This window comes from bacterium, from assembly GCA_030655055.1.
In the GTDB taxonomy this organism is placed as follows: domain Bacteria; phylum Edwardsbacteria; class AC1; order AC1; family EtOH8; genus UBA5202.
Map to the genome: position 1 here is coordinate 1 of JAURWH010000036.1, position 16,025 is coordinate 16,025.

The following is a 16,025-nucleotide window of genomic DNA, read 5'->3' on the forward strand; positions in this document are numbered from 1 at the left end:
TTTTAAGCGCCCGGGTGGCCTCAAACCCGTCCATCTGGGGCATTATCACATCCATCATTATCAGATCCGGGTTCTGGGATAAGGCCAGATCCACCGCCTGCCGGCCGTCCAGCGCGGTCAGGCAGTCGTACCCCATTTTGCGGCACAGCATCTGGAGGAGTTTCAGGTTGGTTGCCTCGTCATCCACCAGTAATATTTTGGGTTTTTCGTTCATTTTACCAAGCCTAAAGTTTAGAACACTACAAGTTATTCGTTTAATAAGGAACCCATGAAACCATGAACACTAAATGGTGGAGACTTATGGAAATTCCTGTTTTCCTGCATTCCTTATAAAGCCTGTGTTTCTCCGGTCAGGGTTCCCCTATCAGATTCTTCACCTTTTCCAGCAGCTGCCCCTTGTCGAAAGGCTTGGACATGTATTCGTCGGCTTCGGTGTGGTGCCGTTTCAATGGTTCTATCACGCTTTCCTTGACCGTCATCAGCATGTATTTCATCCCGTCCAGGCTGCGGTGGTCCCGCACCCATTCCAAAAGCTGCAGGCCGTCCATGTTGGGCATCACCAGGTCGGCTATCACCAGGTCCGGTTTCTGGTCTTCTATCAGTTTAAGGGCCTGGCTGCCATCGCTGGCCCACAGCACCTGGTACCCGTGACGGTTCAAAAGGAGGGCCGCGGTTTCGGCCAGCACCGCCTCGTCGTCCACTATCAGGATCTTTTTCATGGTCACTCCCTGTTTCTTGGGGCGTATGATTTGGAGCTGATGCCGTATTCCTTGAGCTTCAGCTGCAGGTTCTGGCGGGCGATCTCGGCCATCTCGGCCGCCCGGGTGACATTGCCCCCGGTCAGCTTGAGCAGGCCCATGATATAGCGTTTTTCGTATTCGTCCCGGGCCTGGCGCAGGGGCTTGTCTATCATCAGCGAAACCTCCTCGGTGCGGGTGCTGGTCCGGCGCTGGGGAAAGTCCTCCAGCCCGATCGATTTTCCGTTGCACAGCGCCACCCCGTGCTCCACCGCGTTCTCCAGCTCCCTGACGTTGCCCGGCCAGTCGTGCCGCAACAGGAAGTCTGTGGCTTCGGGGGCAAACCCTTCTATGGCCTTTTCCTGTTCGGCGCAGTATTTCTTTAAAAAGTGATGAGCCAGGATCATCACATCATCGCGCCGGTCCCGCAAGGGCGGCAGTTTTATCTGGATGACATTAAGCCGGTAGAAAAGGTCCTCCCGGAAAAGTCCCTTTTTAACGGCCTCCTCCAGGTTCTGGTTGGCGGCGGCGATCACCCGGACGTCCACCTCGGTGGGAACGGTGCTGCCCAGGGGGTAAAACACCCCCTCCTGCAGGGCCCGCAGCAGTTTTACCTGCAGGGACATCGGCATGGTGCCGATCTCGTCCAGGAAGATGGTGCCCTTGTCGGCGATCTTGAACAGGCCTTCCTTGCTGCCGTTGGCTCCGGTAAAAGCCCCCTTGGCGTAGCCGAACAGTTCCGATTCCAAAAGGGTTTCGGGGATCCCCCCGCAGTTGATGGGCACGAACTTGGCCCCCTTGCGCTTGCTGTTGAAGTGCACCGCCCGGGCCGCCAGCTCCTTGCCGGTGCCGGATTCGCCCAGGATCAGCACCGTGGTCTTGGTCTCGGCTATCTTGCGGATGGTGCCGAAGACCGCCATCATCGGCCGGCTCTTGGCCACTATGTTCTCAAATCCGTAACGTTCGTTCAGGGTCTGCTGCAGGTATTTGTTCTCGGCCAGCAGGTTTTTCCGCTCCGCCGCCTGGGCCACCGATAAAAGCACGTTGTCTGCGTGGAGCGGCTTCTGCAGGTAGTCGTACACCCCGGCCTTGACCGCCTTGACCGCGTCCTCTATGCTGGCATGCCCGGTGATCACTATCACCGGAATATCGGGATCGATCTCCTTGATCTTGGGTATCACATCCAGGCCCCAGGCATCGGGCAGGCGCATGTCCAGCAGCACCAGGTCCGGCTGGGCTTCGGATACGGCTTTAAGTCCGGCTTCGGCGCTGTTGGCCGAACTGGTCTGATATCCGGCGCTTCCCAGTATCTGCTGCAGGATCAGACAGATGCTCTGATCATCGTCTATGATCAAAACTTTGTATGATGGCTTCTGGCTCATGTCTTTTATCTTTCGGCTGGCTATTGATTGTTGAATTTTACCGAGAACAAAAGCGCCTCCGGCTGGCCGGCATTAAGTTTGAATTCGGCCCCGTTTTCCTGGAACAGGTGCCGGGCCAGCTGCGGTCCCAGGTCATCGGCATTGGGTCCCAGGGGAAGTTCGGGGTTCATTATCCTGGCCCGCTGTCCGGCATCAAGGGCTGGTCCCTGATCGTGAAAATTCAAAACCACGCTTTGCCCCTCCGGCAAAACCTCAATCAACATTTTGCCGCCCTGGGGCATTCTTTTGGCCGACCAGACCATCATATATACCAAGCCCTGCATCACCAGGCTGGCCCGGCTGGTGATCCAAGGCTCCTGGACCGGCTCGGTGATCTCCACTTTTACCTGGTGCCGGGTGGTAAAATAATTGACCAGGCTTACCGCCTGCCTGGCTATCTGCGAGACCTTGAACGGCATTTTTTCGGAATTGCCGTTCTGGTAATAGACCAGCAGATTGTCCAGCAGGGCATTCAGCTTTTCCGAGGACTTGTAAATGCTCCTCAAGGTCTCCTTCTGGGGATCGCCCTCGGCCAGGCTCATGTCAAAAAACTCCATTCCCAGGGTTATGGCCGAGATCGGATTCTTCATCTCATGGACGAATGATGTAGCGATCTCGGAAAATACGGAATACTTGAATGTCTTCAGTATTCCGCCGTGTGAGTTGTCCATTTTGATTCTCCGTTCATTTTATGGGTTAATATAGACTAACACCGGAATTGGAATAAGTCAATAGCAGAGCCAATTATATTTAGCACCAGTGTCACTCTTTTATAGTGCATATGACATGCCAAAACAATACTATCCTTATAACACATTAATATTCAACGCATTAATAATATTGTCTTTTTCCTTTGACAATTGCAGTTGGCAGGTTTATTATGACTGTTGTCGTATTTATATGACATTATTTAGTTTCTCCTCATTCTTTAATGTTGCTCTAATATACTGTATGTTAGATACTTACATAGTTAGTTTGCTTTGGCATAATAGATGCTTCCTTAACAGCTTAAGGAAGCATGAAAAACAACTTTTACATAATAATGGCTCTAACCGGATTATTGACTAGTACCGGTTTGGCCCAAACTCTGGCCCGGTCCGGATCAAATACCGCTTCAGACAATGTAACTATTAGCGTTATTATACCGAAAATCTCCCGGGTGGAGCTTTGTGACTCAAAGAACATCATTGAAGTATCAAACATTGATGTAGCTCGCGGCTATGCTACCTTACCTAAGGCCCTGTCCTTAAAGGTCTGGTGCAATAGCAGCGGCGGGGCTTTGGTAGAAACTGAATTAAATGGAAGCGTATATAATCAGGATGGCCAACCATTTCCCGGCGAAATGCTGATGTTTCAGTTGTCTGGCCAGGAGAATTTCCAGCCGTTCAACGGCCAGGCACAAACTTTATACCAAAGTAATGACATTCAACGGGGCAGCCTTTTAGCAGTTGACCTGCGGCTAAAGCTATCAAAAGAAATGGCCCCAGGCAAATATTATTTCCAGGCCATGTTCACGGTCTCTTCAATTTAGTCATTACCATACATTACTCTGTTCGCCTTATCTTTTGTTATTTCCCCTTAAAGCCGTTTTTTAAAAGCGGCTTTTTTAGTTGCCGGAAATGATGCATCTATTGGGCCGGCTGGTCAGAATCTTTTCTGCAGATGACATGTTGCCAGTTTTAGTAAATGTCTTATGACAGTAGCAATAATTTTAACCCATATTTTTGGGCCGCGGCAAACTTCATCCCAAGGCCCCATGCCGGAATTGTTTGCATTTGCAGGGAGTTACAAGCATTTATTTTTTATTCCTTTGCCTGGCACGATGATTGCGTGTTTAATGTGACATAACCACAATCAAAAGGAAGCCCAAATGAAAAACCTGATATCCCTACTGCTGACAGTTTTAATAACATTCGGCTATTTACATGCTTCCGAAGCAGCCGGTATAAGTTTTACCCAGAACACGCTGGTGTCTGATTTTTCCAGCGACTCAACCGCCATCGGCAAGGTTACCTACAATCATTTGTCGGTCAAAGGATGCTTTCCGTTGGAAGCCCAGCCTGGCAGCCCTTTGCTGCCGGTAAAGCTGGTAAACATCCTTGTTCCCTTCAACGCCTCGGTAACGGGATTAAAGGTAACCGGATCTTCCGCCGATGCTTTGCCCGGAATTTTCAACCCTTTCCCGGTGCAAAAGCCGGTTCCGATGAACGGCCAGACGGCCCCGGACTTTGTGTCGGCAGATCCCGCCTTTTACCAGGCCAAAGGCGGCTATCCCGGCAAACTCGCCAGGATCAAAGCAGTGTCGGCCTGGGGCGAGCATCAGGTGGTGGCGGTTGAAGTGATGCCCCTGCAGTACAACTCTTCCAAGGCGCAGCTTACCCTTTACACCTCGGTGTCATTTGATGTTGAATATGTTCTTAAAACCGTTTCCGCCATTCCGGTAAAAAGACGCAGCCCGATGGCTCAAAGTTTGGTGACGAACCAGTTGCAACCGGCCATCGCCAATAAGAATGATTTTGCCCGTCTGACAATTTCCTCCAAAACAACGGTGGCTGAAGGTTCCGCCAAATCCCCGGCCACCATATCCCCTTCTCCCGAAGGCAGCCCGGTGGATTACGTAATCATAACCTCGGAAGAACTGGCGCCCCAGTTCCAAAGGCTGGCCGACTGGAAGACCCAAAAAGGTATTTACACCGTTGTCAAAACCACCCGCTGGATAGAAAGTAATTACCGGGGAGCAGACCTCCAGGAAAAGATCCGCCATTTCATCCAGGATGCCTGGGTCAACTGGGGAACCGTGCTGGTGCTCCTGGGCGGGGACACCCCGGTGATCCCGGCCCGTTATGTCCCCTGGAGGAGCTGGCCGCAGTACATTCCGGATATGCGGATCCCCACCGACCTGTATTATTCCGATATAGTGGACACTTCCTGTTACGGAGACATACAGAAATACAGCTTTGATTCCAACCGCGACGGCCAGTACGGTGATGTGCTGGGCGGCGATGTGGTTGATATGCAGCCCGATCTTTTATTGGGCCGGGCTCCGGTCAGCACTACGGCCCAGGCCCAAACCTTTGTGGACAAGGTTTTAGCCTATGAAAAGGATCCCCCGCCGGGTTTCGGGTCCAGTTTTTTGATGGTTTCCGAAGGCAGCTATTCCTGGAGCCCGGAATCAGTGAACAATTTCCCCCTTAAGACAGACGCTCCCTGGATAGATTCCTACGAGCTTTACCGCCCGGCGGTTGATTCGGTCAGCTATCAATGGACCGGGGATAAGAACCTTGATGCCGGATCGGCCATGGATGAATTGAACAAGGGGTACAACATGGTTTATCATTTTGACCATGGCGGCATCTATCAGCTGGGAACCGGTGCCACCACCGGCGGAGGATGGCTGTACCGGTCCGATGCCGACCGGCTGGGCAACAACGGACGCCCCTCGGTGGTGATCACTCCGGCCTGCGACCCCAATGCCTTTGATCACGACTGCTTTGCCGAACACTTGCTCAACAATCCCAATGGCGGGGCCTTGGCCTTCATCGGCAATGCCAGGGTGGGATGGGGATACCAGGGATATTTGTACCAGGAGATGTTCACCGGGATCTATTATTACCGCCAGCAGATGCTGGGGCAGGCCTTTGCCGTCTTGCAGCACATCCGTGACGTCTACTCTCTCTTTTCCATCAATCTGATGGGAGATCCATCCATGCTGCTTTGGACCGGCGAACCACAGGCTGTTTTAGTTGGGCATCCCGCTCAATTGCCTTTGGGAGATTCCCTGATCACGTTTGACCTTTCCGGTCCGGCCGCTGGAGGCATGGTTGAGCTGGCGGTTTACAAACAGAACGAAGTTTTTAAAGTCATCTCTGTTTCAGTGCCGTCTTCAATCACCCTTCCTGTGTCACCCCTGACCGAAGGAACGCTGATGGTCACCATTACCGGGACCAACATCATGCCCAGCCAGACTTCCTGCCAGGTTGTGGCCGCCAACGCCGCCCACCCGTTCGTCAGCAACTATTTGATCCGGGACGATGGACGGATGACTGGCGACAAAAGCAGCGGCAACTGCGACCGGGTGATGAATCCCGGTGAAACCATTGCCCTGTATCCTTCCCTCACCAATAACGGCCTGTCTCCATTGGAAAATGCCTTTGTGATCCTGCGTTCGTCAGATCCTTTGGTCAAAGTAACTGATTCCATCATAAGCCTGCCGCTTTTGGCTCCTGGACAGACCCTGGCCTGCGATACGCTTTTAGGCCCCCGGTTTTTACTGGCTGTTTCACCGCTGATAAAGTCTGACCGTCAGTTGATGTTAAACGCGGTTTTTGCTGCTAAACAAGAAGCAATTAAGTCCAATTTCAGAACCTCAATGATTATCGTTTCCCAGGAAATAAAGGCCGATATCAAGGCGGATTCTCTGGTTATTGCTTCGTATGTATTGTCACCTGCCCCCATGCAGAGCCATATTAATGCTGGTTCTTTTGTCACCTTGGACTCGGTGGTGATCGCCAATCTGGGAACCGGCCAGGCCCGGGGAATTACCCTGACCGCCACCGCAGTTTCCGGCGGCCAGACAGTGCCCATGCGTGAAAATCTCCGGTTTGGAAATATTCCGGCCGGCGGATCCTCCGCCCATCAAAGACCAGTCCTAAAGCCAATAATGACCGATATCAACAATCCCCTTGCCCTGCTGGTCACCATTCGCGATTCCTATGGCCGGGAGTCCCGGCAGATCATCCGCAGGTCCAATGTGGTGAACCCGGTCTGGGACATTCAAACCAGGGCTTTAGGCTCCGACCGGATACAGATAAACTGGGTCTTGCTGACTGGCGACGCCGGCATCAAAGGCTATAACCTCTACCGTAAAACCACCGGCCAGGCGTCATTCACCAAAGTCAACCTGGTGCCGGTAGGGGATTCCCGCACCTTTACCGATCAGGGATTGACACCCAATACCAGCTATATTTATACTGTTTCTGCGGTTGATTCCCTGGGCAGCGAAAGCCCGGTGTTTCCCGTACCAGACACCATAAAAACCCAGCCCGCCTTGATGCCAGGTTTCCCGGCGGTGGTGGGAAACGGTATACGGGGCAGCCGGATGTGGTCTTCCCCGGCCTCCGGAGACATCAATAACGACGGATTCGAGGAAATAGTCATTGGCAGTGACGACGGCAGGGTCTATGCCTTTGACCGCTTGGGAACTATTTTGTCCGGGTGGCCGGCGGAGATCGGCGGCAGCATCGACCAGTCCAGCCCGGCCCTGGCCGATATTGACGGAGACGGTTTTCTGGAGGTGGTGATGGGCAGCGGAGGCTGGTACACGGTGCCCGGCGACGGCCAGGTTCATGTTTTAAGGCATGACGGCTCCGAGCAGCCGGGCTGGCCCCAGGCAGTAAGCGGCGACGCCTTCGCCGGAGCGGCAATAGCCGATCTTGACGGCGACGGAAGCTTTGAGATTGTGGCGGCCACCACCGGCGGTTATATATATGCTTGGGATGCCGGCGGATCCCTGCTTTTGGGCTGGCCGGTTTACGCCGGTGGCCCGGTTTGGTCCGCCCCGGCCTTGGGAAATCTTGATGCAGATCCCCAGATGGAGATCGCAGTCACCGCCAACTCCGCCGGTGCGCTAAAACTGCTGGTTCTAAACCATGACGGAACCGATTTGCCGGGATGGCCGATAATAGTCCAGTCCAGCGCCGGTTATGCCCTGGCCTCTCCTGTTTTGGCCGATATGGACAATGACGGGAAGAACGAGATCATCCTGGGAGCCGAGACCTATTGTCCAACTGCCTCCACCAAGGGCTACTGCTTCAAAGTAAACGGAGAACAGCTTGCAGGCTGGCCGGTGGGGTTTGACTGCGGGACCAGGATCGTCTGCTCGCCGGCCATAGCCGATATGGACGGTGATGGCAAGCTGGATGCGGCCTTCATTGCTTCCAACGGGGTGCTCCGGGCCTATTCAGATCAGGGCGTAAACCGGATGCTGTGGGAGGTTCAAACCGGATCCAACGGCCGCACCAACCCCATTGCCGCCGATATCGATTCCGACGGCATCATAGAGATCCTTCTGACCACAGAATCAGGGTATTTATACGCCTTTGAAGGCTCCGACGGTTCGCTGACCCGGGGCTATCCCATCTGGATAGAACCCAGCTGGTCGGCTCCGGCCTTAAGCGACCTCAACCGGGATGGAAAGATGGAGCTGCTGGCCTTCGGCTGGGGAAGCCACAAACTGTTTGCCTGGGAGCTTGGTTCCAGCTCCAATAATTCTGGAACCTTCGGATCCTCCTTCAGAGGGAATATGCGGCGCACCGGGTGCGGCAACGATACTTTGGCGGCCAAGCTAGGCGGAGCGGCGCAGGTTGAATGTACCAGGACTCCAGGCATTGTGCCCAGACTGAACCAGAATTTCCCCAACCCGGTCAGGGAGCAGACCACCATCAGCTACCAATTATCACAACCCGGCAAGGTCAAAATAAACATCTACAATCTTACCGGACAGCTGGTAAAGACCCTGGTAAATGAAGACAGGGCTCCCGGCAGCTACCAGATCAAATGGAACGGGAAAAACGAACAGGGTAAAGGGGTTTCTTCGGGAACGTATCTGTATCGCCTGGAGTCCTCCAGCTATAATTCCACCAAAAGAATGCTGGTCTTAAAATAAACTGGAATCCTTATAACCCAAAAGCCCCCCGCCATAGGCGGGGGGCTTTTTTCTAGCCGGAGCAATAAAAAATGCCCATCCGAAGACAGGCTAAAATGGTGCTCGCCTACGGCGAACTACTGTCAGATAAAAAACAAAAATGGTGGGCCCAAGAAGAGTCTTCGCCGGCAGTACATCCTACCAGCAAAGCGACGGCGAATCGTCCGACGCCATAGGCGCCAATATTAATTGCCAGCTTTGGCCGACGGTGTCCGCCGCCGCCCTGCCTTAAACCCCGGCTGCTGGCGGAGAACTTCTGATCTTCCCGCCATTGGCGGGATGCTCTAACCAACAAAAAACTGCCCGCAAAACTGCAAGCAGTAGTTATGGTACCTTAAACCAAGCTGTAATGGTGGGCCCAAGAAGAGTCGAACTTCTGACCTCGTCCTTATCAGGGACGCGCTCTAACCAACTGAGCTATGGGCCCCTATAATGCGTCCCTCTCCCACTGGGGGAGGGATTAGGGAGGGGTAAGAAAAAAGGCTACAGATTATAAGTTTATTACCTATAACCCATAACCTTTTCCTAAAAAACCGAAAAGCAGAGCACAGGTCATACAATTTGAGTAACATGGATTAATGTGCAGGACCCCGGTCCCAATAAGTCTTGGGAGGTCCTGCGGGTTCTCTAGAAAGGAGGTGATCCAGCCACACCTTCCGGTACGGCTACCTTGTTACGACTTCGTCCTAGTCACCAATCCTACCTTAGGCGCCGCCCTCCTTGCGGTTAGGCAAACGACTTTAGGTATTACCGGCTCCCATGACGTGACGGGCGGTGTGTACAAGACCCGGGAACGTATTCACGGTGGCATGCTGATCCACCATTACTAGCGATTCCGACTTCATGCAGTCGAGTTGCAGACTGCAATCCGAACTGAGAGGCCGTTTTAGGATTAGCTCCATCTTGCGATATTGCATCCCTTTGTCGGCCCCATTGTAGGACGTGTGTAGCCCTAGACGTAAGGAGCATGCGGACTTGACATCATCCCCACCTTCCTCCCCGTTATCCGGGGCAGTCTCCTTAGAGGGTAACCACTTTCGTGGAAACAACTAAGGATAAGGGTTGCGCTCGTTGCGGGACTTAACCCAACATCTCACGACACGAGCTGACGACAGCCATGCACCACCTGTGGTAGTGTCCTTGCGGAAGACTATGTTTCCATAGTTGGTCACTACCATGTCAAGCCTAGGTAAGGTTCTTCGCGTTGCGTCGAATTGAACCACATCCTCCACCGCTTGTGCGGGTCCCCGTCAATTCCTTTGAGTTTCAACCTTGCGATCGTACTCCCCAGGTGGGGTACTTAATGCGTTAGCTGCGGCACTCATCCTTAAAAAGGACGAACACCTAGTACCCATCGTTTAGGGCAAGGACTACCAGAGTATCTAAGTCTGTTTGATCCCCTTGCTTTCGCGCCTCAGCGTCAGTGCAGGACCAGAGAACCGCCTTCGCCACCGGTGTTCCTCCTGATATCTACGCATTTCACCGCTACACCAGGAATTCCATTCTCCCCTTCCGCACTCAAGGCCAATAGTATCGACTGCAGTTTCTCCGTTGAGCGGAGAGATTTAACAGATCGACTTAAAGGCCCGCCTACACGCCCTTTACACCCAGTGATTCCGGACAACGCTTGCCTCCCCCGTATTACCGCGGCTGCTGGCACGGAGTTAGCCGAGGCTTATTCCACCGGTACCGTCATTTTTATTTCGTCCCGATGAAAAGGGTTTTACATCCCGAAGGATTTCATCACCCACGCGGCGTCGCTGGTTCAGGGTTTCCCCCATTGACCAAAATTCCCTACTGCTGCCTCCCGTAGGAGTAGGGGCCGTGTCTCAGTCCCCTTGTGGCCGATCGACCTCTCAGTCCGGCTACCCGTCAAAGCCTTGGTGGGCCATTACCCCGCCAACTAGCTGATGGGACGCGGATCCATCTTTTTGCGTCTTACGACTTTGATCATCCTGAGATGCCCCAGAATGATGTCATGCGGTATTAGCCCCAGTTTCCCGGAGTTATCCCCCACATAAAGGTAGGTTATCCACGTGTTACTCACCCGTTCGCCACTACCATACACTCATATTGCTACAAATGCATGACCGTTCGACTTGCATGTATTAGGCACGCCGCCAGCGTTAGTCCTGAGCCAGGATCAAACTCTCCATAAAAAAAATATTAAATTTTATAAATGGAAAATTTAAAAAAACGATCCAGAAACTCAATCATATGTACACTGTGCTTGCTTGTTCAGTTTTCAAAGAACTAAAAATCAGTTGCTTCCTAACGTCCCGTAGAGTTTGTAATTATACACGAACAGCCCCCTAATGTCAAGTACCATTTTAAAGAATTATCATATATTTTGAAGATTTATTGACAAAGCCCCTGTTTACGGGCATCTGGCGTTTAAAAACAGCCAAATAATTGACTTTCCCGTTCTATTGGGTTATCATTGGAATCAACCATAACTGATTATAGGAGGTTTATGATCCGCACCCTGGCTGTTGCCTTCATGGTCGCACTGCTGTTTACGCTGATGGGCCTGATGCATTATTACGTTTACAGGAGAACCGGGGCCCTGCTGGGACTGCCCAAAAGCCCGGCCCTTTTCATTGCCCTGGCCCTTTTGACCATCCTGTTCCCGCTGGCCATGATCCTCTCGCGCACTGTGGACGGCCCTTTGGTGAGAGTACTATATATCGCCGCTGCCTCCTGGCTGGGCTTGGTGTTCCTGGCGTTCACCGCCTCGGCCCTGGGCCACCTGATCCAGCTGCTTTTTGACCTGGTCCGTCATCCCCTCGGTCAGAGAACCCTGGGCTGGTCAACAATCGGTCTGAGCCTTCTGGTTTTCTTCTACGGCCTGGTAAACGCCGCAGTGATCCGGACCACCGAGATAACCATCGGGATTAAGGGCCTGAGAGAACCAAAAGTCACCATTGCCCTGCTGACTGATATCCACGTGGGGGCGGTTTATGGTCCAAAATACCTGCAAAAGATAGTGGACCGGACCAATGCCTTGAACCCCGACCTGGTGGCCATTGCCGGGGACCTGTTCGATGGCTCGGCCAAGCCTGATTACCGCCTGGTGAAGCCCCTGGAGGGCCTGCAGGCCCCTGCATTCTTCGTCACCGGCAATCACGAGATATATGAGGGCGTGGACATAACCACGGCTCTGGTGGCCAGGACCGGGGTTCGGGTGCTGCGGAACGAAACGGCCGAGTGCTGCGGCCTGCAGCTATTGGGAGTGGACTCGCCCCGGGGCAATTCTAAAAGCAACCCGGCCCTGCTGGAATTGGCGGCAAAGCCGGACCGGGACAGGCAAAAACCATCGGTCTTGCTGTATCACATACCGCTGGGAACCGCAGATGCTCAAAGCGCCAGCATCGATCTCCAGCTTTCGGGGCATACCCATAACGGACAGATCTTTCCATTTTCGCTCTTCATTCCCTTGGTTTACAGGTTTTACAGCGGATACGGCCGGGATGGCGATTTTCAGATCTACGTCTCCCACGGCGTGGGCAACTGGGGGCCGCCCTTAAGGATAGGGTCCCGAAGCGAGATAATAAAAATTGACCTGGTACCGGCGGAGAAATGAAAAGAGCGGGGGCGGTTCAAAAAAGAACCGCCCCTATTTTGTCAGTATCCTATGCGCCTTGAGCGCCGTCTTCAAATAGAGCTTTTGCAGAATGTTCGGTTTATGATGTTTTTCAAAGAACAGATACATCGACCTGCGGTGTTCTTCTTCCATCCGGTCCTTCTCCTGCTCCGAACTCTTGCCCCAATGGTGGATGAGCCTGGCCTGGGGGACATAAAACACCCGCCAGCCGTTTTTTGAGGCGGTCAGACAAAGATCAATATCCTCCAGGTACATGAAATATCGTTCATCCAAAAGGCCGGCTTGCCCCAGCATCTCCCGTCTTAAAATAAGGCAGACCCCGGCCAGGGCGGGAACCTGGGAAGGCTTGTCGTCCGGCAGTCCCCGGAGCATGTACCTGGAAGCGCCAGGATTGCCGGGCCAAATGGCGGTGATCGGTGACTTGCGGGAAAACAGAATATTGAAATAACCGGGAATGGCCCGGATGGTGGGCTGGAGACTGCCGTCGGGATTGAGCACTTTGGGGCCGGCCAGGCCGGCTTTTGGATTTGACTCCATGAAGTTAAACTGGTATTTGAGGCAGTCCGGATCAATCATCGTATCCGGATTTAGCAACACCGGATACTTTCCCGAAGCCTGGGAAAGTCCCTGATTGCAGGCGGCGGCAAACCCCAGGTTTTGGGAATTGCCTATCAGCTTGGCTTCGGGATATTTTCGGGCCAGCATGGCCTGGCTTCCGTCGGTTGAAGCGTTGTCAACTACTATCACTTCGCAGCGGATGCCCCCGGCCGTCTTAATAGAGTCCAGACACCGGGAAAGCAGTTCACCCACGTTGCGATTGACTATGATCAGGCTGATGTCGATTTTAGCATTCATCTGCGGTTTTTCAGTTTATTTGGCTAAAAAACAGAGACGAAATATTTTCGTCTCTGTTTTTGGATTTACAGACGATCTCCCCTTTATAACTGTCCGGTCAGCCTCAGCCACTGCAGCCGCCAGACCATCCACACCGCCTCGTAGACGATCTTCTTTGACATCTTTGACTGCCCCACCTTGCGCTCTTCAAAAATGATGGGAACCTCGGTTACTTTAAAACCTTTGTAATAGGCATTGAAATGCATCTCTATCTGAAAGGCGTAGCCGTTGGACTTGATCCGGTCCAGGTTGACGGCCTCCAGCACTTTTCGCCGGTAGCATTTGAAGCCGCTGGTCAGGTCCCGCACCGGCACCCCGGTCACCACCCTGGCGTAGATGTTGGCAAAATACGACAGCAGCAGCCTTTTCAGGGGCCAGTTGACCACGTTGACCCCGTCCAGATAGCGCGATCCGATCACCAGGTCAAAGTCCCTGATCTTTTCCAGGAACACCGCCAGCGTTTTGGGCGGGTGCGAAAAATCGGCGTCCATTTCGCAGATCAGGTCATAATCCTTGGAAAGCGCCCATTTGAATCCGGTGACATAGGCGGTGCCCAGTCCCATCTTGCCCGGCCGGTGGATGACGTGGACCTTCTGGTCCTTTTGGGCTATCTCGTCCAACAGTTTTCCGGTGCCGTCCGGTGAATTGTCGTCTATCACCAGCACTTCGAACACCGGATTCACCGACTGGATCTGGGAGATGATCTCGGCAATGTTGCCTTTTTCATTGTAGGTGGGTATTATCACCAGCGCCTTCATGGAATGACTCCTAGGGTTATGGTTTATTTTTTAATATCAATTTACTTGTGTCAGGTGAACAAGCCCGATTTTTTCTCGGCCTGAAGCTCCAGGTCCTCCAGCACCCTCTTCTGGTCCTCTATCTTCCTGGTCAATTCGTTCAGCTCCTTGCTGCGGGCCTGATATTCCGAGGCCTCGGACGATAACATCTTGAGCCGTTTTAAGAGCCCTGATTCCTCCTCTGATTTCTGGCTGACGGACTTTTGTCTTTCCTCCAGTTCCCGTTCCAGTCCTGCCTTCTTATTATCCCAGTTTTCCTGGAAGGAAAGGATCTCTTTCTGCTCATTTTTCAGGCGGATAAGCTCCTGATCCAGTTCGTCCCTCTGCCGCTGCTTGGCCGAGATCTCGTCCTCGGTCTGCCTGGCCATCTCGTTGGCGTCATCCAGCTGGCGGTACTTGTCGTCCAACTGCCCCTGGACCGAGGCCAGCTGCTGTTTGATCTGGTTCTTGGCGGTCTCCGTCTCCTGGGCCATCTGCAAAAGCTCGTCGTTCTGGTTCCTCTGCCTTTGCTCCATTTCCTGCCGGGCCTGATCTTGGGCGGCCTCCCTCTCCCGGGTCAGCTGTAAAAGTTCATCGTTCTGGTCTTTCCGCCTCTGCTCCATTTCCTGCCGGGCCTGTTCCAGGGCCTGCTGGACCTCTTGCAGGCCGGCCTGGGCTTGATCGCGGTTGTTTATCAAGGACTCCAGCTCTGCCCGGGTCTGGCCGGCCTCCTCTGCCCTCTGCCGGTTTTGGGCCTGGCTGTTGTTTATCTGTTCAGTCAAAACATCTGATTCCCGTTTCATGTCCCCGATCTGCTGGTGCAGTGCAGCCATCTCGGATTCCGCGGTCATGGCGCTACGGGCCCTTTCCTGCATCAGCTCCTGGTTCTGCTGGTTGATCTCCTCCAGCTCCCGGCGGCCTTCCTCCGCCTGCTGTCCGGCCTCGGCCGCCTGCTGCTGCAGATCTTTCAGCCGGGCCACCTGTTGTTCTATCTGTGACTGCTGTTGTTTCTGGAATGGCACCGCCTCCCTGATCCACAGCTCCGTTTCCCGCTTTTGGCTCTGGAGCATTTCCCGGGCCTGGTTCAGTTCCCGTCCGCTTTGGTTTAGCAGTTTGATCTCATCCTTCAATCTCTGGCGCTCCCCTTCCAGGGCGGCCACCTGGGCGCTTAGTTTCTGCTGTTCACCGTCGGTCTGGCCCAGCCTGGACAGTGACTCGTTGACGCCGGCCTGAAGTTCCTGATATCTGGCCTCCAGGGCCGAACAGTCGTTCTTCTTCTGGTTGATCTCATTTTGCAGGGCCGACCTTTCCTCGCCCAGCTTGTCATACTCCTCCTGGGACTGGATCAGGGATTCCCTGGTCCGCTCCAACTCCCCGGCCGTTTTAACTTGGTTTTGCTGGGCTTCGGCCAGGGACCGGTTGATCTCCTCCAGCTGCTGAACTGAGATGTCGCGGGAACCTTCCAGCTGAAGTTTGTCCTGCTTCAAGGCCTCGGTCTGGGCAAAAGCCGATTTTATTTCCACCTGAAGTTTCTGCAGTTTGCCTTCGGCCTCCAGCCGGAAATTCTCCCTTTGGCTGATCTTGGTTTCGGCCTCCGAAAGCTTTTTCCAGGCCTGCTCCAGCCCCGTTTCCATTGACTGTTTCTGCCGGGACATTTCATCGACCTTCTTGGCTATGGCCATCCCATCAGTTTTCAGGCCTTCGATCTTCTGCTGCAGCAGCTGCTGGATGTTCTGGCGGTTGGCGGTGCCCTGCTGAAGTTCCTCGATCCCCTTTTCCAGGCTGGCCACCTGCCGATTGCGTTCCACCAGCAGGCTTTCGGCCCCGGTCAGTTCCTCCTGGTTCCGCCGGATGTGACCCTCGAGCTCGGTCCTGGTTTTGGCAAGGGTC

11 protein-coding genes, 1 tRNA gene and 1 rRNA gene are annotated in these 16,025 nt (G+C 53.6%); 4 read left to right on the plus strand and 9 right to left on the minus strand.

The window, feature by feature from the left end:
• The 4 genes from Q7U71_01550 to Q7U71_01565 all read right to left on the minus strand — a co-directional run.
• Positions 1–214, minus strand: a 214-nt coding sequence (locus Q7U71_01550) for a response regulator (protein ID MDO9390439.1), incomplete at its 3' end; no start/stop codon positions are given.
• Between the two features lie 136 nt (positions 215–350).
• Positions 351–719: a response regulator gene (locus Q7U71_01555; protein ID MDO9390440.1), complete on the minus strand. Its 369-nt coding sequence runs from the start codon at positions 717–719 to the stop codon at positions 351–353.
• A gap of 2 nt (positions 720–721) precedes the next feature.
• Positions 722–2,119, minus strand: a complete 1,398-nt coding sequence (locus tag Q7U71_01560) for a sigma-54 dependent transcriptional regulator (protein ID MDO9390441.1) — start codon at positions 2,117–2,119, stop codon at positions 722–724.
• Between the two features lie 20 nt (positions 2,120–2,139).
• Positions 2,140–2,829, minus strand: coding sequence for a hypothetical protein (locus tag Q7U71_01565; protein MDO9390442.1), 690 nt, complete (start codon positions 2,827–2,829; stop codon positions 2,140–2,142).
• 347 nt (positions 2,830–3,176) lie between these two features.
• Here Q7U71_01565 and Q7U71_01570 point away from each other — a divergent pair, with 347 nt between their 5' ends.
• The 3 genes from Q7U71_01570 to Q7U71_01580 all read left to right on the plus strand — a co-directional run bounded on the left by Q7U71_01570 (position 3,177) and on the right by Q7U71_01580 (position 9,093).
• Positions 3,177–3,689, plus strand: a complete 513-nt coding sequence (locus Q7U71_01570; protein MDO9390443.1) for a hypothetical protein — start codon at positions 3,177–3,179, stop codon at positions 3,687–3,689.
• Positions 3,690–4,028: 339 nt separating this feature from the next.
• On the plus strand, positions 4,029–8,822 hold the full coding sequence (locus tag Q7U71_01575) for a C25 family cysteine peptidase (GenBank protein ID MDO9390444.1): 4,794 nt from the start codon (positions 4,029–4,031) through the stop codon (positions 8,820–8,822).
• Positions 8,823–8,964: 142 nt separating this feature from the next.
• On the plus strand, positions 8,965–9,093 hold the full coding sequence (locus tag Q7U71_01580; protein MDO9390445.1) for a hypothetical protein: 129 nt from the start codon (positions 8,965–8,967) through the stop codon (positions 9,091–9,093).
• Positions 9,094–9,211: 118 nt separating this feature from the next.
• Here the strand turns inward: Q7U71_01580 and Q7U71_01585 are convergent.
• Positions 9,212–9,288 (minus strand) — tRNA-Ile (locus Q7U71_01585).
• Positions 9,289–9,492: 204 nt separating this feature from the next.
• Positions 9,493–11,020: ribosomal RNA gene (locus Q7U71_01590) — 16S ribosomal RNA — on the minus strand.
• Between the two features lie 314 nt (positions 11,021–11,334).
• On the opposite strand from Q7U71_01590, the gene Q7U71_01595 reads away from it, so the two are divergent.
• Positions 11,335–12,444 (plus strand): metallophosphoesterase, encoded by a 1,110-nt coding sequence (locus Q7U71_01595; protein ID MDO9390446.1) that lies wholly within the window; start codon positions 11,335–11,337, stop codon positions 12,442–12,444.
• Positions 12,445–12,477: 33 nt separating this feature from the next.
• Here Q7U71_01595 and Q7U71_01600 read toward each other — a convergent pair whose 3' ends face one another.
• The 3 genes from Q7U71_01600 to Q7U71_01610 form a co-directional block, all read right to left on the minus strand.
• The gene (locus Q7U71_01600; GenBank protein ID MDO9390447.1) at positions 12,478–13,320 is read right to left on the minus strand and encodes a glycosyltransferase family 2 protein; all 843 of its coding nucleotides are present in this window, start codon (positions 13,318–13,320) and stop codon (positions 12,478–12,480) included.
• 83 nt (positions 13,321–13,403) lie between these two features.
• Positions 13,404–14,117, minus strand: a complete 714-nt coding sequence (locus Q7U71_01605; protein MDO9390448.1) for a polyprenol monophosphomannose synthase — start codon at positions 14,115–14,117, stop codon at positions 13,404–13,406.
• Positions 14,118–14,167: 50 nt separating this feature from the next.
• Positions 14,168–16,025: hypothetical protein (locus tag Q7U71_01610; GenBank protein ID MDO9390449.1), on the minus strand; the 1,858-nt coding region annotated here is incomplete at its 5' end.